The 17,470-nt window shown below is 62.3% G+C and carries 15 protein-coding genes and 4 tRNA genes; 6 read left to right on the top strand and 13 right to left on the bottom strand.

Annotated elements, in window-relative coordinates:
- Positions 1 to 313: 313 nt before the first annotated feature.
- From Q7L55_09345 to Q7L55_09360, 4 genes are all read right to left on the bottom strand, one after another.
- Positions 314 to 1,387 carry a GGDEF domain-containing protein gene (locus Q7L55_09345; protein ID MDO8732756.1) on the bottom strand — a complete coding sequence of 358 codons (1,074 nt, stop codon included), beginning with the start codon at positions 1,385 to 1,387 and terminating at the stop codon, positions 314 to 316.
- A 34-nt stretch (positions 1,388 to 1,421) separates the two neighbouring features.
- The gene (locus Q7L55_09350; GenBank protein ID MDO8732757.1) at positions 1,422 to 2,120 is read right to left on the bottom strand and encodes an SSI family serine proteinase inhibitor; all 699 of its coding nucleotides are present in this window, start codon (positions 2,118 to 2,120) and stop codon (positions 1,422 to 1,424) included.
- Between the two features lie 168 nt (positions 2,121 to 2,288).
- Positions 2,289 to 2,364 (bottom strand) — tRNA-Lys (locus Q7L55_09355).
- A gap of 83 nt (positions 2,365 to 2,447) precedes the next feature.
- Positions 2,448 to 2,606, bottom strand: a complete 159-nt coding sequence (locus Q7L55_09360; protein ID MDO8732758.1) for a hypothetical protein — start codon at positions 2,604 to 2,606, stop codon at positions 2,448 to 2,450.
- Positions 2,607 to 2,754: 148 nt separating this feature from the next.
- Between Q7L55_09360 and ppk2 the strand changes: the two genes are divergently transcribed.
- The gene (gene ppk2 / locus Q7L55_09365) at positions 2,755 to 3,618 is read left to right on the top strand and encodes a polyphosphate kinase 2 (GenBank protein ID MDO8732759.1); all 864 of its coding nucleotides are present in this window, start codon (positions 2,755 to 2,757) and stop codon (positions 3,616 to 3,618) included.
- Here the strand turns inward: ppk2 and Q7L55_09370 are convergent, their stop codons facing one another.
- Genes Q7L55_09370 through Q7L55_09395 form a run of 6 tightly spaced genes read right to left on the bottom strand, consistent with a single transcriptional unit; the run spans position 3,619 to position 9,735 of the window.
- Entirely contained in the window at positions 3,619 to 4,524 is a 906-nt protein-coding gene (locus tag Q7L55_09370) for a M48 family metallopeptidase (GenBank protein ID MDO8732760.1), read from the bottom strand. It lies immediately after the preceding gene.
- Between the two features lie 5 nt (positions 4,525 to 4,529).
- Entirely contained in the window at positions 4,530 to 5,093 is a 564-nt protein-coding gene (locus tag Q7L55_09375) for a LemA family protein (GenBank protein ID MDO8732761.1), read from the bottom strand.
- Between the two features lie 47 nt (positions 5,094 to 5,140).
- Positions 5,141 to 5,590, bottom strand: coding sequence for a ribose 5-phosphate isomerase B (gene rpiB, locus Q7L55_09380; GenBank protein MDO8732762.1), 450 nt, complete (start codon positions 5,588 to 5,590; stop codon positions 5,141 to 5,143).
- A 33-nt stretch (positions 5,591 to 5,623) separates the two neighbouring features.
- Positions 5,624 to 7,591 (bottom strand): heparinase II/III family protein, encoded by a 1,968-nt coding sequence (locus tag Q7L55_09385; protein ID MDO8732763.1) that lies wholly within the window; start codon positions 7,589 to 7,591, stop codon positions 5,624 to 5,626.
- Positions 7,592 to 7,642: 51 nt separating this feature from the next.
- Positions 7,643 to 8,557 (bottom strand): oxygenase MpaB family protein, encoded by a 915-nt coding sequence (locus Q7L55_09390; protein MDO8732764.1) that lies wholly within the window; start codon positions 8,555 to 8,557, stop codon positions 7,643 to 7,645.
- Positions 8,558 to 8,586: 29 nt separating this feature from the next.
- Positions 8,587 to 9,735, bottom strand: coding sequence for a trypsin-like peptidase domain-containing protein (locus tag Q7L55_09395; protein ID MDO8732765.1), 1,149 nt, complete (start codon positions 9,733 to 9,735; stop codon positions 8,587 to 8,589).
- Between the two features lie 126 nt (positions 9,736 to 9,861).
- Between Q7L55_09395 and Q7L55_09400 the strand changes: the two genes are divergently transcribed.
- The 4 genes from Q7L55_09400 (at position 9,862) to Q7L55_09415 (ending at position 11,199) form a co-directional block, all read left to right on the top strand.
- Positions 9,862 to 10,839 carry an L-threonylcarbamoyladenylate synthase gene (locus tag Q7L55_09400; GenBank protein ID MDO8732766.1) on the top strand — a complete coding sequence of 326 codons (978 nt, stop codon included), beginning with the start codon at positions 9,862 to 9,864 and terminating at the stop codon, positions 10,837 to 10,839.
- Between the two features lie 75 nt (positions 10,840 to 10,914).
- Positions 10,915 to 10,987 (top strand) — tRNA-Glu (locus Q7L55_09405).
- Positions 10,988 to 11,000: 13 nt separating this feature from the next.
- Positions 11,001 to 11,077 (top strand) — tRNA-Asp (locus tag Q7L55_09410).
- 45 nt (positions 11,078 to 11,122) lie between these two features.
- A tRNA-Phe gene (locus tag Q7L55_09415) sits at positions 11,123 to 11,199 on the top strand.
- Between the two features lie 116 nt (positions 11,200 to 11,315).
- On the opposite strand, the gene Q7L55_09420 is transcribed toward Q7L55_09415, so the two are convergent.
- Both Q7L55_09420 and Q7L55_09425 read right to left on the bottom strand, forming a co-directional pair.
- A complete protein-coding gene (locus tag Q7L55_09420) occupies positions 11,316 to 13,568 on the bottom strand; it encodes a CoA transferase (GenBank protein ID MDO8732767.1) in 2,253 nt (750 codons plus the stop codon).
- Between the two features lie 196 nt (positions 13,569 to 13,764).
- The gene (locus tag Q7L55_09425) at positions 13,765 to 13,899 is read right to left on the bottom strand and encodes a hypothetical protein (GenBank protein MDO8732768.1); all 135 of its coding nucleotides are present in this window, start codon (positions 13,897 to 13,899) and stop codon (positions 13,765 to 13,767) included.
- A gap of 43 nt (positions 13,900 to 13,942) precedes the next feature.
- Between Q7L55_09425 and Q7L55_09430 the strand changes: the two genes are divergently transcribed.
- Positions 13,943 to 16,216 carry a CoA transferase gene (locus tag Q7L55_09430; protein ID MDO8732769.1) on the top strand — a complete coding sequence of 758 codons (2,274 nt, stop codon included), beginning with the start codon at positions 13,943 to 13,945 and terminating at the stop codon, positions 16,214 to 16,216.
- A 120-nt stretch (positions 16,217 to 16,336) separates the two neighbouring features.
- On the opposite strand, the gene Q7L55_09435 is transcribed toward Q7L55_09430, so the two are convergent.
- A complete protein-coding gene (locus Q7L55_09435) occupies positions 16,337 to 17,170 on the bottom strand; it encodes a L,D-transpeptidase family protein (protein ID MDO8732770.1) in 834 nt (277 codons plus the stop codon).
- Positions 17,171 to 17,470: the final 300 nt, after the last annotated feature.

A 17,470-nucleotide genomic window follows, 5' to 3' on the forward strand; every position in this document is an offset into this window, starting at 1 on the left:
GGACGCTGACCGCATCGCAACGTGGCAGGACCCGGTCGAGAAGCGCATGGTGTTCGCGGCCTCGCGTTGGACCCAGGCCGAACTCGCAGAGCAGGTCCCGTGGCTCTTCGAGGACACCGCCAATCGCATGGTGATACGAGGCGAAACTCCCAACCCAGGATGAGACTGAGCTCGGTACTCCCGAACTCGTTGGCCTCGGGCGACCACATGTGTGCACATGTGAAGCCGCCCAGGCCTGTGACAGCGGCCAGGGGAAGTCAGTTGCTCACAATCTCCCTCGCTCTGGCCGCGATCATGACGGAAAGTTCTGACTTCAAAGGACTTTGCTCTTGCGCCGGTACATGTCTGCGTCGGCATTGCGGATGAGTTCGTCAAAAGGTTGGAATCTTGGGTCGATGGCGGCGCAGCCGACAGTGACGCGTGCTGTCCAAATGGCAGTGCCTAGGTGTTGTTTGTTGAGTTGGTCACTGATGCGGTTTTGCATGGTATCGGGGTCGGATGCTGTGCCCAGGCCGATGACCACGAACTCATCTCCTCCCCAGCGACACGCGAGGTCCTCCGCGCGTACGACGGCGCGGATAGCTTGGGCTATTGCCGTGATGAGCGCGTCGCCGGCCTCGTGCCCGTTGGTGTCGTTGAACAGTTTTAGCCGGTTAATGTCGATGAACATCGCTGCAACCGGGGTTCCTTGGCGGGCAGCCAGGGCGAGCAGCTGCTCGGTTCGGTCTTCCAGTCCGTGCCGGTTGAACAGTTTGGTGAGCGGATCTCGAGTGGCAAGTGCTGCCTGCTGAGCCAGAGCGCGGGCGAGGTCGTCAACGCCGCGGATGCGCGCCCACAACAGCACCAAGCTGATGAAGAAGGCGGCCAGGGAAGTGAAGATCCAATCACTTGTGGCAAGAGAGTGCAGACTCATTGACACGAGGACGCATCCGATAAACATCGGGATCGCCGCGGTGACGGCGATGACGAAATCGAGGGTGATTGGCGCGTAGGTCGCCACCACGAAAAGCGAGTACGCCAGTCCCGTGGATGAGAAGTTGTTGTTTTCCTGGACCAACAAAGCCCAAACCAACAGCACCGCCAAGGCTGCTGCAGTCCAGGGCACGATCGAGGCTGGCACCCGGCGCGTGCGGTAGATCAAAGCGGCGATCGTCATCACCACAGCCATCATCAACGTCGGGAAGTTCTTGTCGATGCTGGCGTCAGTGCCAATCCTTGAGTTCAGTACAGCGAAGAGCGCGATGATGACAGCTACAGACCCTGCGATACAGGGTGCTTCATCGTGGGCCGTCTTTCGTCGAAAGGCCTTGTACTCGTTCGACGTGAGCGCGTGCGACTCATCAAACCGGGACTGGTGCCAGGGCCACGTGCTGCTCCGACGCCCCATAGTGACGCGAGCATACGGAGGTCTACCTCCAGTGTCACCCAGCCATGCGAATCCCTGTGTCACACGAAATGACGACGAGTCGGGGCTTGTGGCCGATGCGAGCATCAGCGATGACCGAGGGGCAACTCATGCCGGCGTCAGCAGTGAACGTCCAGAGAGCACGCGTTAGACGCAGCGTGAAACCGTCCGCACCCGATCGGACTGTTCGATGCCTTGACCCGGAAATCGCGCTCACGATGGCGGAGGCCCCTACGATCTGGCAGTTCTCGCCCGGTCGCTGCACGGGGCACGTGGGGGCCAGGTCGACTCGGCCGCGCACCGTGAGCATTCCCGGATCGGTGAGTAGCGCCTGGTAGGTCCGCCAGCGTGCAGTCGCGCAGCCATCCGCGCGGGTGAAGGTGGCGGCCACCGGTTCGCCCTGCCACTGCCCGACCACACGCGCGCGCTCGGGACCGGAGTAGATCATCGTGCACGCCATGCCCGTCGGGCTGACAGCGAACGGTGCAGCGAGGCTGTCCAGAAGGGCGCAGGCCCTGAAGCGATTGGGATGAGTTCCACCCACGGGATCGCACTGAAGGGTCCACGATTCCAAGAGCTCCGGTGCCCAATTCATTGTCACGGTCAGCAGGGACGTTGGTCGAGCGGCGTCTGAAGGCCCGGACGAGCCGATCATGGACGCGAGCAAGACGACAGCGGCCGCGGAGGTGTTGACTATGCGCTTCCTCAGGTTCACACCCCATTGTGCGCCCTCACAGATCGGCGGGTCTCGGTGCAATCACCGGGATCATGCCGGACCTGCCTGTGGAAAAGAAAGGGCCAAGAAAGGGCCAAAGCCCCAAATCAGCCCTTTCAGCACCTCGCTCGAATCAGCAAAAACCCTTATGCTGCAAAGACAATCGGCTGGTGGGTCGCCCGGGGCTCGAACCCGGAACCTACGGATTAAAAGTCCGCAGCTCTAACCATTGAGCTAGCGACCCAGAGCTTGACCATCACAAGCAAGCCAAACCCGAGCGGCAAGGTTATCGGCAAAGCTTCGGGTCCGCCCACGGTGGATGAATCGCTAGGCGGCTTGCGCATCGAGGCCGGTGAAGATGCCCCAGTACTCCACCTCGGTGGACGCCGTGAAGTCTTCGAAGATCCAGTCGAAACACGCTGTGTACAAGGCCTTTGCTCGCTCCACATCGGCGACCTGGATCTCAAAATGCACTAGGGGAGACATGGGCTCTCCTTCTTTTCGTTCCGTGCATTCAAACGCAGTGCAACACTTCGGCAACAAGCAAGCGGTGTTACTGACTCGGTGCAGCACGACGCGAAGTGGCACACGGGGTGCCGCTGATCGAGAACTGCGCAGCGAACTGGGAGAAGGCATGGCCAAGAGGACTGAACCAAAGAAGCCCAAGCGCGCTCCGCGCATGCCCCTGAAACTTTACGAGGCTGAACTCAGTCGCCTACAGGCCGAACTGGTGCAGATGCAGGAGTGGCTACGCCAAGAAGGCGCTCGCATTGTCGTTGTCTTTGAAGGCCGCGATGCAGCTGGCAAGGGCTCAGCCATCAAGCGGATGACCGAGTACCTCAACCCTCGTGTCGTCACTGTCGCTGCGCTTCCAAACCCGACGGAGCGGCAAAAGACCGAGTGGTACTTCCAGCGGTATATCGCTGAATTGCCCGCGGCAGGCAACATCACGCTGTTCGACCGTTCTTGGTACAACCGAGCTGGCATCGAACGAGTCATGGGCTTTTGCACGCCTGACCAGCACGAGCGATTTCTGCACCAGGCGCCAATCTTCGAACGGCTGCTCGTTGAAGACGGCATCCTGCTGCGTAAATACTGGTTCAGCGTCAGCGATGCTGAACAAGAGCGACGCTTCAAGTCACGACTCAAGGATCCGATGCGTCAGTGGAAGCTCTCACCAATGGATCTGCAATCCATCACGCGCTGGGCGGACTACTCCCGCGCGAAGGACGAGATGCTCGCGCACACCGACATCCCAGAAGCGCCGTGGAGCATCATTGAAGCTGATGACAAGCGACAAGCGCGCATCAACTTCCTCCATCACTTTCTTTCAACAATTCCGTACTACCACGCAACCAAAGAACCGATCACTCTTCCGGTTCGGCCATCTGCAACGAACTACGAACGGCCACCTCGTAATCCGAACAACTACGTGCCGGACTACGCGGGAGCACTTATGGCTGGACAAGTGCCCGTTATTGCTGAGGTCGGCGAATAGTCACTCGCTCGCGGGTGCAGCGCCTTCCATCTGACGCAGCAACGCAATGCGCTCGCTGATCGGCGGATGGGTATCGAACATGGACTTCGACTTGCCATCCAGAGGCGATTCGATCCATACATGAGCAACGGCAGTCGACTTCTGACGCACCACTGTGTCGTCAGCAGCCAGGGTTTCCAGGGCACGCCGGAGGCCTGTCGGGTTTCGCGTGAACTGAACCGCAGTGGCATCGGCCAATGCCTCGCGCTTGCGAGAGATTGATGCGCGCAGCAGCAAGGCCGCGATCGGCGCCAAGATCAGGATTACGATCGCAATGATTTGAGCGATCGGATTGCTGTTGTTGCTATTCCGGCCGCCGCCGAAGAAGGCCATACGCGCGCCCACATCGGCGACGATGGCAAGCAACCCTGCGGTGGTTGCCGCGACTGCCATCACAAGTGTGTCGCGGTTGCCCACGTGTGCCATCTCATGTGCGGCAACGCCTTGCAACTGTTCGCGATCCATCACCTTCAAGATGCCGGAGGTGAAGGCGATCACTGCGTGCTCCGGGTCACGACCCGTTGCGAAAGCATTGGGAGCAGGATCATCGACGATCGCAACTCGAGGCATCGGCAGTCCGGCAGCGACGCAGACTTCTTCAACAATGTTGTAGAGCTGTGGCGCTTCGTCGTGAGTGATGATCTTCGCGCTCGTCATCGCCAGCACCAGGCTGTCTGACTTCCAGTAGGAGGTCCATACACCGATCAACGAAATTCCGACCGCCAGCGGGACGATCCAGTAAATCTGCAATCCGAACAGGCTTGAGATCGCCCAGACAATGGCGATGACAAAGACGAACATCAATGCAAGGAGCAGCCAGGTCTTTCGCTGATTTGCAGACTGCTCGGCTCTAAACGAGACCGCCATCGTAATTAGAAGGTGACGGTTGGGGCGTTGCGATCAGCTGCGTCAGGCACCTCGTAGAAGTCGCGGGCCTTGACTCCAGCCATGCCCACAAAGAACTTTGTAGGAATGGAGACGATCGCAGTGTTCAGCGTGCGCACAGAGTCGTTGTAGTACTGACGCGAGAAGGCGATCTTGTTCTCTGTCGCACTCAACTCCTCCTGAAGCGCAAGGAAGTTGGTCGAAGCCTTCAGATCGGGGTACGCCTCTGCCACAGCAAGCAGTCCACGAAGAGCCTGGGTGAGCATGCCGTCAGCAGCCGCAACCTCAGGGACCGTGGTGGCGTGCTCGCCAACTGCGCGGGCTTGGGTAACCGCCTCGAAGGTTCCGCTCTCGTGAGCGGCATAGCCCTTGACGGTGTTGACCAGATTCGGGATCAGATCGCTGCGTCGCTTGAGCTGCACCTCGATCTGCGCAAAGCCCTCGTCAACTGCAACATTGGACTTGACCAAGCGGTTATAGAGCCCAATGGCCCACATAACGAGAATGGCAACGACTACGACTACGGCGATCAGAATCCACATAGCGCTCATGTTACCTGTCTTTGGCTGATGAACTGATTGTTGTGACCCAGATCGGCTTAGACGGCCTCGCCGTCATCAAGTTCTGCCAGCATCTCGACGCGATGCTCGTGGCGACCGCCATCAAACGGGGTCGTCAGGAAGATGTCTAGGGCGGCAATGGCAACTTCTGGCTCAGTGAATCGCCCGCCGAAGCAGGCCACATTGGCGTCGTTGTGGCGTCTGGTCATTTCGGCGTCATCGTTAGCTCGAATGACTCCCCCGCGCACTCCGGGGATCTTGTTCGCCGCCATGCAGATGCCCTGACCGCTCCCACACACAGCAACACCGAACTCCGCTTCACCATCAGCGACTGCCCGGCCGACTTCAGCCCCGTAGTGCGGGTAGTCGACGCTGGCCTCTGAGTAAGTGCCAAGATCGATGACGTCGTAGTTGTTGGTTTCAAGCCAGGTGCGCAATCGCTCCTTGAGCACGAATCCTGCGTGATCTGAGCCGACGGCAACAATCATGCGAACTCCTCAATTACGCGATGCTGAGCAATCTCAGAGTAGTGGTGCACCCAGTTGGGGCATAGGTGCAGGCGTGGTGATCGTGAGAGCACCGCGAGTGATGGTTACGCCGTTAGCACTGATCGTCACCGGCACCTGCTCGCCATCATTTCGCGGGACCAACACCGTCACCAATGCCTCGTGAATACCCGCCTTGGGAATTGGAACCTGCCTGTTGATGACCTGCGAAGGCAGCTTTTCGCCCCAAGCGCCAGTGGACCAGCCGATCTTTCCGCCTGGCTTCGCATAGTCGATCACCCATTGATCGGTACCAGACTTCACGACGTCAAGATGCTTGTCCCCCTTGGTTAGCACCAGGGTCGAGCCGTCGTAGCCAGTGCTGACTCCTGGGGCAACCTGCCAGCGCTGCCACGTGAATCTGCCCTTCGGCTTTGCTTTGCCCGCATCGACGTAGTCGGTGACGATCATTGCGTCGACACTGCGCACAAACTGCGTGCATCGCACGAGCGTGACGGTCTTCCACGTGTTGTCTTGCACGCACGAAGTGTCATTGCCGCCAGTTGCCCAGTCGCTAACTGCTGTCAATTTCTTGACGCCCGCCCAACGGGATCGAGCAACCTTGCCGACCGTCAAGGCGGAATGTGCGGCGCGAGTCTTGAGATATGCACGCAGGGGATCACTGTTTTCGTAGCGGTAGGGCCCTGGATCACCGATCCATTCAGTGCCTTTGGAAAAGAAGGTCAGTCCGGTGCCATCGTCGTGCGTATGCGCGGTGCCTGGCCTGGTGGAACTGAAACGCAAGGAGTAATAGGAATCAGGCTGGCCCGGCTGTGGCTGCCAACCGGCGCGACCAAAGATGTATCCCCCGTCGTACGCGGAGTAGATCGTTGGCGGCGGAGTACCTGACTTGCCTGCGGTGCGCACCCACTCGGCTTGACCATCGGCTGCGCCGAAGCTGCCACGCAGCGACGCGGCAATGCCATCGCCGATTGACTCTTGCAAGAAGTCCGGACGAATCGATTGCCCAACAAAGTCATAGAGGCGGTTGCGCAATGTGGGAATCGGTTCCGAAGGCATTCCGCACGTAGCGGCTGCGGCCTCAACTGCAAGTAGCAACTTCTCGATATAGACCGCGTAACTCGGCGAACCTTCAACATCGCTGCCATCAGGTTGGACGATTCCGCTGGCAATGGACACGAGGTTGCTCCAGGCACGATCTCGCGAAGGCCAATCCGAAGTCCAGCAGAATGCAGCGACTGCGCCGGTCTGTCGAATGAGATCGGTGTTGTTCACACCGATAGCAACGGGTACCGCGCCGGCGTTCGATTTCACCATGGTTCGCGCATCTTGCAGAGCAGCAGCGGTGATCGTCGGATCGTTCAAGGTTTGTGCCGCGCACACCAGGGTTTCGGTGCGCAATCCGCCGTAGATCGAACCGTCGACCCAGTAGTCACGTTTGCCTTGATGATCGGCAATCCAATAGAGCATGAGCTGGCGGAACCGATCAACCATCGCTTGGTTCTGCACCTGAACTCCACGGAATAGCAATGGCAATGCCCAATTCAGCGAGTTCACATGTCGATCGCCAGATGTGTCGGAAGTGGCCTGCGGTTTCCAATTCGGGTGTTCGTCCAGGTGATACGTGCCGCCCTTGCTGAAGTTGATCGCGCCGTTGGACAGCAACTGTTGCGCCGCAACTCGCTCTGAAGCCGGAGCAGTCAGTGGAAACAAGGACCGACACCAACTACCGAGCGCCGCGGGCATTGGGATCGGAATTGGTGCGGCAGAAGGCGGGACAACACTTGGCGAGACCGAAGGAGTCACCGCAATAGAGGCGCTCGGTGATGGAGCCGGTATTGCAGTCGGGGTGGGCGTTGGCGTAGGCAGTTGGGTTGAAGAGGGCGTCACACCTGGAGTTGGCGGATCTGCCGCCTGCGCGGGTCCGATGACCAAGGCAAGACAGCACAGAGAAACGAGTGCAGGGATCCCCACACGCAACATTGGTCTCGCCTGAAACATCCGACCATCATCACCCATGGGTGATCGATTAGGTCAATCCCGACTTGCCGAGTTCTCAGCAATTCGCGAAGTGGCTGCCCTCTGCGAAGGGGAAGTTGTACCGAGGACCAGCCCCAAGCAACCAAGCAGAGCGCCGACTGCAGGTTGAGCCACTTGGCGGGGTACCCGAGGCAAACCCAGCATCGACAAATGCCGAGCAGACATCGTCGAAAGTGCCCCAAGCAGCAGCACGGCGTAGGGGCCTTGAGCGGCAAATGGGAGCGGTGGACGGCTGATGAATGCGGCTGTTTCGCGGGCAAGGGGGCCGCCACGCAACTGTGATTGCCGTTCGGCCAACTGCGACTTCAACTCGGCAACTGTGCGAGGCGGATTCTCAACACCGACCAGTTCACCAGACTTCGCCCATTCACGCACATACGCATCGGCGCCACCGGGGATAGGCCCACCCCAGACCTGATGAGCTGTGAGAAACGAATCGGTGAATGCCAGGTGCACCCAACGGAGTAGTTCCGGATCTGTGGCGTCGTATGGATGCTGCACACCATCGAGTTCGTAAGTGCCATGCACTTTGCGATGCATACCGCGCACGCGTGCGCATTCTCGATCGGCTTGCGCCATGTCTCCAAATGTCACGACCGTGAGCCACTGAGTCGTGCCGGCCAACCGCCCGAGCGCGTCCTCTTCGTAACGCGAATGCTGCATCACGCCAGCGAGCGCCGCGGGATGAAGTGCCTGCATGAGCAGTGCACGGATGCCGCCAACCAGAGTTGGCAAGCCTCCGTGCACTGTCCAAGCAGCTGAGTCCGGACCGAAGTACCCGACTCCATCGCCGTCAGCGAGTTGGGCAATCCATTCGGGAGCCCCCGAAGGATCCCCCGAAACGATCCGGCGAAACCCAGCGGCCGCGCGTTCGCGCACTTGCTGAGTCAGACTGCCGACGAGGTCCACGGCATCAGCCTGCCTCAACGCCGAAGGGACTACGACTTCGCAGCCGTCAGATTCACCGGAAGGGTGATCGATTCCCCATCGCGCGTAAGGACAACCTGCACGCGATCACCTGGAGCGAAGGAGCGAATCGTGACGATCAACTGTGTTCCGTCAGCGATCGCGGTGCCATTCACCTTCGAGATGACGTCGCCCGCCTGCAGTCCTGCAGACTCTGCAGCCCCACCCGCAGTCACGGTTGCAACCTTGGCGCCTGGGCCCGTGAAACTGATATCGAGCTGAACGCCAATGACCGGGGTCTTGGCCGATCCAGTGTTGATGATCTCGTCAGCGATGCGCTTCGCAGTATCGATCGGGATGGCAAAGCCAAGTCCGATCGAGCCGGCCTGCTGGCCTTCTGCTGCACCCATGGAAGCAATTGCTGAGTTCACACCGATGACGGCACCCTTGCCATTCACCAGAGGGCCACCGGAATTTCCTGGGTTGATCGCAGCGTCGGTTTGAATGGCGTTGATGGAGGACGAAGAATCGCCGCTCTCACCAGTTGCCGTCACTGGACGGTTCAGCGCGCTGACGATGCCTGAGGTCACAGTGCCTTGAAGGCCCAGAGGTGAGCCGAGAGCAATGACCGAATCGCCAACCAGTAAACCAGCAGAACTGCCAAGCGGCACGGTTGGAAGGTTCGTCTTATCGACTTTGACCACCGCAAGGTCATAGCCAGCGTTGGCTCCAACCAGCTGCCCTTTAACTTGCGTGCCATCGGCGAACAGCACGTCAATGCCGTTCTCGCTGGCCATGCCGGCAACGTGGTTGTTGGTGATCAGATAGCCGTCCGTGCTGATGATGAAGCCAGAGCCAGTGCCCTTACCATCGGCCCCGGTGACATTCAGTTGCACGACAGCTGGTTGGACTGCAGCCGCAACCGCAGCGATGCTGCCAGCAGCAGGCAGCGAAGGCGAGGAGGAATCAATCGCTGAGGCGACCGTGGTTGGCAGGGTGTCGCGCGCAGCGACGTAACCCACAGCGCCGCCGGCTGCGCCGGCCACGAGCGCTGTCACACACATTCCGGCAAAGATCATGACTCCGCGATTGCGCGGCTTGTGTGCAGGAGCACTCCAATTGAATGGGAACTCCTCGTCGAAGGACGGCAAGGGCTGGTAAGGCGGAATAGGGGTGCTCACTGGCTCTCCTCCTAGGGGCGAACTCATATGGCAATGAGACACCAGCGAGTTCCCATCGGTTCCCTATCCAGCGCCTAAGCGCCCAGTCCTGACCTAGTCCTTACACAGGCCAGATTGAATAGGTACATGCGAGTCACGAATGACCCTCTTGAGGCAGCCCAAGCCCTCGCTGTCGGAGACCTAGTCGCACTGCCAACGGAAACTGTTTATGGATTGGGAGCACGCGCTGACCAAGCGCACGCAATCGCGAAGATCTATGCAGCAAAGGGCCGACCAGCGAATCATCCGCTCATTGCTCATCTGCCGACAGCCGAGTCACTTGATGACTGGGGACGCGAGATTCCCGCCTTTGCTCGCTCACTCGCGGCGGCCCACTGGCCAGGACCGCTGACCCTGGTTGTCAAGAGAACGATGAAGGCTGGTGACTTTCTCACTGGTGGGCAGGATTCAGTGGCAGTTCGAGTCTCCGCTCATCCGCTGATGCAGCAAGTGCAGGGGGAACTCGTGCGCATCTCAGGTGATGCCTCGATCGCAATCGCAGCGCCAAGTGCGAATCGCTTCGGTCAGGTGAGTCCGACCAGTGCGGAGCACGTGATCGCCGAGCTTGGCGCATATCTATTCCAACAAGACCTCGTCCTTGACGGCGGTGAGTGCGGCATCGGATTGGAATCAACGATCATCGACTGCACGGCCGAGCATCCCCGCATGCTTCGTCCGGGCGCGGTCACGATCGAGCAAGTCCAAGAGACCACCGGCATGCAATGCACTCATGACTCGGTTGTGCGTGCCAGTGGCACGCTCGAATCCCACTACAGCCCGCGAGCGCAAGTGGTCCTCGTGACAAGAGCAGAACTCGAAGATGGCGACTACACCGATTCGGCAGCTCGCATCGGACTGCTCGCTACGGCCGATATCCCGACCATGATCGGCCTGATTCGGTTGAGCGAACCAGATTCACTCCAGGAATATGCCCGGCTGTTGTACTGGGCTTTGCGTGAGGCAGATTCCCTTGAACTGCGTACCATCCTCACCGTGCCACCGGCGAATATTGGGCTGGGATTGGCAATAAATGACCGGCTTTCGCGTGCAGCGCACGCAAAATGACCTCGCGTAAGGCAAAGGCGGGCAATCCCCTATAGTTCTCTCGTCGCCAGCGGCGTTACGGTCGACGGAGACAAAGTCCCCATCGTCTAGTGGCCTAGGACACCGCCCTTTCACGGCGGCAGCACGGGTTCGAATCCCGTTGGGGATACGGCTTCGCTAGAGGCCCCGTAGCGCAGTTGGTTAGCGCGCCGCCCTGTCACGGCGGAGGTCGCCGGTTCGAGCCCGGTCGGGGTCGCCACTTGTTCGGGGGAAACTCTGAATTTCGGGCTGGATTACCAGCCACGGCCAGGTAGCTCAGTTGGTACGAGCGTCCGACTGAAACTCGGAAGGTCGACGGTTCGACCCCGTCCCTGGCCACCACCTTCGTAAATGCGCCGCTCTGAAAATCGGAAGGTCGGCCATTCGACCCAGCCCCGGCCACCACCCGACGAGGACCGCCCCCAACGCCTCGACGTCACCGTGATGCCGCCCAGTCGCTAGGCGGTCTTGACCACCTGCGCGGCGAGCAGCCCATCGACGCCAGCCTGGTCGAAGCCGATCTCGCGCAGCACCTCGACGGTGTGCTCGCCGAGCAGCGGCGGCGCGTAGTCGAACCTGGTGTGGAGGTCGCCGAAGTCCCACATCGCGCCCGGCTGCTCGAGACGGCCCCAGGCGCCGTGCTGGTATGAGACGACCAGCCCGATCTCCTGGTTGGCTGGGTCGTCGAAGAAGGAGTCCTTGTTGCCGAGCCGCACGAGCTCGGCCGGCACGTCTGCCGCCGCGAGCGCATCGAGCAGTTCGCCGGATGCGCGGTCGGCGGCGGCCTTCGGTAGCGCGTCCGCGTCGGCCACGCCGAGCACCTCGCTCAGGCGCGCGACCTGGTCGTCGCGATGCGCGGCCACCGCGATCCACGCGTCCGAGCAGATGAGCAGGCGGGCACCGGGCGTGGTGACCATCTGGTCGCGGTCGAGCTGGACCATCGGTGCGAGCGTGCCGTCGGCCTGCAGGTACGTCTCGCTCGTGGTGAGCACGCCGGGTCCGAGCAGCGAGCCGGCCACATCGATGGCGCGGCCGGTGCGGTCGCGCTCGTAGACCGCGAGCAGCGTGGAGACCACCGACGACATCGCGCACTGGTGGTCCATGAAGCCGAAGCGGTGCCACATCGGCCGGTTGCCCTCGCCGGCGCCGGCAACCTCCCAGCCGCAGGACGACTGGAACAGCTGGTCGTAGCCAGGCCAATCGGCGCGCGGCCCCTGCGGGCCGTAGGAGCTTGTGTGGCAGAAGACGAGATCGGGGTTGATCTGCCGCAGCGACGCGGAGTCCAGGCCCAGGCGGCGAGCGGCGGGCATGCGCAGGTTGTGGTGGACGACGTCGGCCCAGCGCACGAGCGCCTCGAGCACGGGGCGCGAGTCGGGTGACTTGAGGTCGACCGCGATGGTGCGCTTGCCGCGCTGGCAGCCGGCGAAGGGCCAATCGCCCCAGCGCATCGGGTCGCCGGTGGTGGCCTCGACCTTGATGACATCGGCGCCGAGGTCGGCCAGCAGCATCGGGCCGAGCGGGCCGGCCAGGTAGTTGCCGAAGTCCAGCACCTTCAAGCCGGCCAGCGGGTAGCGCTGGCTCGCGGCCGCGGCCTCAGGGGCCTCCCGCGGCGCCCAGTCGGCGCCTGCCACATCCTGGTGCTGGCCGAGCGCGGGCGCCGGCCCGCGCACCTCAGTCGGCGGGTCCACGGTCAGCGGCAGCCCGGGCACCGTGATGCGCCCGGCCTCCGGGTCATCCAGTTCGATGACGTAGCGGTTGATGCGCGCCTGCTCGTCGCCGAGGATCGCGCCCACCTCGAACGCGCCCTGCGCCGGTCGGTCGTTGGCCCAGGCGTTGTCGAGCCAGGCCTGCGCCGGACGGCGCAGGAACGCCTTGCGTACCAGGGTCATGTCACCCCAGCCGCCGGTCGCGGCGATGGCCGCGCCTTCCTCGACTGCTTCCGGTCCCAGCTCGGCCAGCATCTCGTCCATGAGCGGGGTGCCCCACGGGGGCGGCTGCATCGCGTGGACCCAGCGCCCGTCGGAGCACTCGAAGAGCGAGGCCTGCATGTTCCCCTTGGGCATGCCGATCCGCAGGGCGTCGGACGGCGTCTCCGCCCGCGACCAGTGCATCATCATCGGGATCAGGGCGCCCTGGACCAGGCTCGTGTGCACCGGGCCGGCGGAGCCGGTGCGGCCACGGACGATGAGCCGGGCCACGATCCCCATGGCGGCGAGCCAGACCGCGCCCCAGCTGCCCAGTGGGAAGCGCACGTAAATGGGGCCCTCGCGCAGGCCCTGCTGCTCGTCGAGCACGCCCATGCGCGCGAGCGCGAGTAGGTCGTCGACCGGCAGCTCCGCATCGGGATGGTTCGCCGGCCACGCGAGCACCGAGCAGGCGATGAGGTGCGGATGGGCGGCGGCCAGCGAGGCATCGTCGAGCCCGAGCTCGCGTGCCTTGGTCGGCGAGAGCGAGTGGACCAGCACGTCCGCGCCGGCCAGCAACGAGTCGAGGCGCTCGCGGCCAACGGCCTCGTGCACGTCCAGCACGACGGACTGCTTGCTGCGGTTCCAGGTCTTGAAGCCCGGCAGGGAGCGGGTGGTCACCCCGCCTGGCGGCTCCACGAGCACGACGTCAGCGCCTGCCTCGGCGAGCACCATGGTGGCCGTCGGGCCGGCGATGCCGTCCGAGAGGTCGACGATCCGGATGTCGTGCAAGATCCCGGTCTGCATGGTGCGCTCCCTGCCTTGACGGCCACCGAGGGCTCCCGGTGGATAGTGATGCTGCTCGGCGATGCTGCTGGATGCTGGTGATGGACGCCTCGGCGTCCCGGACCAGCAGTGACCACGCAGTTTGGCATCCCATCGGACCGCCTGTCTCAGCGTCGCACTTCTTGTCGGTGTCCCTGCTCATCCCGTCGGCCATGAGCTACATGGCCATGGGATCGGCCAGTGCCGTCACATCGCCGAGATCACGCTCCTCGGCCACGTCGCGCAGCAGGCGAGCCACGACCCGATCCCGGCGATGGCCTTGCACTTTGCCGTGCCGTGCTGTTAGTTGCACCGAATGAACACCAGTGGTCGGCCTGAGGGTGTGGAGGGCGACCGTGGCTAGCGCCCCGCCTGCGTCTGCCGACGCCGAGCCGCCCCTGGCTGGCGTGCGGGTGCTCGAAGTCAGCTACTCACGGCCGGCCCGCATCGCCGGCCAGCTGCTGGCCGATCTGGGCGCGGACGTCGTGCGGGTGGTCCTGGACGATGCACCGGGCATTACGGCTGCCGAGCCCGGGAACGTCAGCTGGGACCGGGGCAAGCGGGTGCTGCACGCCCAGCACGGCTACCCAGCGGCCCACGTGCACGAGGCGGACATCCTCATCGTCGATGCGTCGCCGTCACGGCTGGCATCGCTCGGGCTCACCGCCGATCAGCTCAACCCGAAAGACAACCGCTTCGTCCACGTCTGGGTTCCTCCCTATGGCCCTGAAGGCGAATGGGCCGAACTTGCTGAAGACCCGCTCCTTGTTGCAGCAGCAGGAGGGGTAGCGGGCCAATACGCAGGAGCCCCCAACGGCCCAATAGCTCCGGTGGTGGCAAACACGACACAAGTGCACGGCGGTCTTGCGGCAGCAGCCGCGCTAGCCGGCCTGCATGGATTGGAGCGCACGGGCTACGGCTACAGCGCAACAGTCAGCGGGCTACATGCTGCGTCAGCAGTGCTGACCGCCATGACCTTCAATACCCTCGATCAGCCGACCATCCGGCGGTCCGGCGGTGGACGGGCACCGAACTTTCGCTCATATCAAGGCAGCGACAAGCAATGGTTCTATCTCGCAGCGCTCACGCCAGACCTGGTGCTGCGCACTCTTGATGCCCTCGACCGGCTGGATCTTTACGCACTGCCAGAAGTTGAAGGCGACTTTTACAAGATGATGTCCAGCGCCGAAGCTCTGGCGAAAGTCAACGCCGCCCTGGAGGAACACTTCGCTGCGCAACCGAGCACCCACTGGATCAATCTGCTGTCTGAGCACGGACTGGCCGCGGCTCCAGTGACCAGCCGCGAGGAGTGGACTGAAAGCGACATCGTCGCTGCGAATGGCGGCTTTGTGATCGAGGACGACGAGCACGTGGGGGCCGTGCGTATGCCATCGACTCCCATCATCATCGATGGAGTCTCACCGCTCCCCGGACGGCTTCCCGCCGCAGGTGCTCAGGCCCAAAGCCACGAGCAGGTCTGGGAACGAAGCCGATCACCCCGCCCAGCACCGACCGGTGAATACCTGATGCCCCTTGCTGGGATCAAAGTCATTGACGCGGCGTCGTTCATCGCCGGTCCCTTTGTCTCGTCCGTCCTGTCCGAATACGGCGCTGACGTCATTCGAATAGAGCCACTCTCGGGTGATACCTACCGTGCGTTCCCCATTCAGTTTCTCTCGGTGAACCGGTACAAACGTGGCTTGGCACTGAATGTGCCAAGCCCTGAGGGCGCCCAGACGATGCTTGAACTACTGCGCGACAAGGACATCCTTGTAGAGAACCTTCGCCCTGCGCGCATGGAACGAATCGGCTTGGGTGACGACGCGCTCGCACAGGCCAACAATCAGCTCATACACGTAGGCGTCTCGGCCTACGGACTCGCCGAAGCCTGGGCCGACTCCCCTGGATTTGATCCGATCTTCCAAGCCAGAAGCGGCATGGCCACTGCGCAAGGCGGCGATGGATATCCATATGACTCGGGCGTGCCAACCATTGACACTGCCACTGGAATCCTTGGAGCTGTCGGAGCGCTGGCAAGCCTGCACCGACGGCTGCACCACGCCGTTGGCGCCGAAGTGGGGATCTCACTGGCGCAAGGCGTGACCTTCATTCAGTTCAGCGAATTCACTTCCTACCAAGGCAGCGCAGCACCTGCCGTTGGAAAGGCCGACTATCGCGGCCCCAGCGACTTCCACCGGCTCTACGCCTGCGAGGACTGCTGGATCGCGGTGAACGCCGATACGGACGATAAGCGCCACGCCCTCCTTGATGCCATGAATGTGACAGAAGCCAGCAAAATCGAGTCATTGCTCCGCGCTCAGAGCAGCACACAAGTCCTGGCGGTGCTGTCACGCATTGGCGTGGACGCGGTCCGGGCCTTGTCATTTGAATCGTCTTTCACTGACCCATTCGCTCTTGCCAACAACTTGACCTACACCGTTCAAGACAAGCAATTCGGGCGAGCCGCGATCGTGCGCGCCTACTCGGACTGGTCGACAACCCAAGGGCGACGCCCAGCCGCCTCGTTCGCCGTTGGCGAGGAGTCGCTGACCATTCTCGCCGAGGCTGGTCTGTCCGAGCACCGCATTGGAGAACTGCTCAACTCAGGGGTTGTCGCAACTCCTTCTTGACTCAGGGCAACTAATGCAACACCGGCGATAACGACAGTTCCGCAGGCGCACTGGCCGAGTTGATGCCGAACTGTGACCGTCGACGGTTCGACCCCGTCGTCGGTCCGCACCCGTAGAGCTTCAGGAGTAGTAGACGTACACCCGCGCACCGAGCGGAACCCGATCGAAAAGCCATGCGGCGACCTTGAAATCGCGCATGCCGATGCAGCCGTGCGATCCGCCGTTGTATCCCTCGGCGGCGAAGCTGGGCGAGTAGTGAACGGCTTCGCCACCGTTGAAGAACATCGCGAACGGCATCCACGTGTGGTAACGACTCGAGACGTGATCGCGGCTCTTGCGGTTGACGGAGAAGACACCGTTGCCGGTGTCCATGCCGGGCCTCCCGAACCGTGCGTCGACGGTGACCTTGGCCTCGCCCTTTTCGACGTAGCGGATGATGCGCGTCGTCTTGTCCGCGCAGAGGGCGACCTTGACTGCGGTGCACTGCAGTGGCAGCACGCCGACGCGCGAGGCCATCTTCGACAGCGCCCGCCACGAGCGCTCGTCGACGACGCCGGTTGCAGGGATCAAGAACTTCGACTGGAAGGCCTTCACCGCGATGGTCGTCGACTTGCCGATCTTGCGACCGTTTCGGTCCGCCTCGGAGATTTCGTATCCGAGCCATTCGAGACGCTCTTGGGCTAGATCGACAAGAGGACCGTAGTGTCCCGCCATCAGGGGCAGCACGCCACGCGGCGGGACGACACCGGGCTCGGACGGGCTCGCGGACGGGCTCGCCGTAGGAGCGGTCGCGCCAGGTTCGGGAGCCGTGGGAGTGGACGAGGGACTCGGACTCGCGGTCGTGGTCGCGGTAGGCGACGGCGACGGATCCTCAGCGAGGGCTGGACCGACAGGAAAAATCAGGAGCGTGCAGCACGCCGCGAGTGCCAGCGCGGTTGAACGACCTCCCCTCATTGGCTCAATGTATGTCCCCACGGCGCAATGCCTCGCGCACAGGGGCGCGCATCTCTACAGTCGCGCACCGACGACGGTGCGACCCCGTCCCTGGCCACCATCTCCGCCCGTGTGTTCTCCCTTTGGCGTCTGGTGGATCAACGAGGGTTGGGAGTTTCACCTCGTATCACCATGCGATTGGCGGTGTCCTCGAAGAGCCACGGGACCTGCTCTGCGAGTTCGGCCTGGGTCCAACGCGAGGCCGCGAACACCATGCGCTTCTCGACCGGGTCCTGCCACGTTGCGATGCGGTCAGCGTCC

It is taken from the genome of Actinomycetota bacterium, from assembly GCA_030650795.1.
GTDB lineage: Bacteria > Actinomycetota > Actinomycetes > S36-B12 > S36-B12 > UBA11398.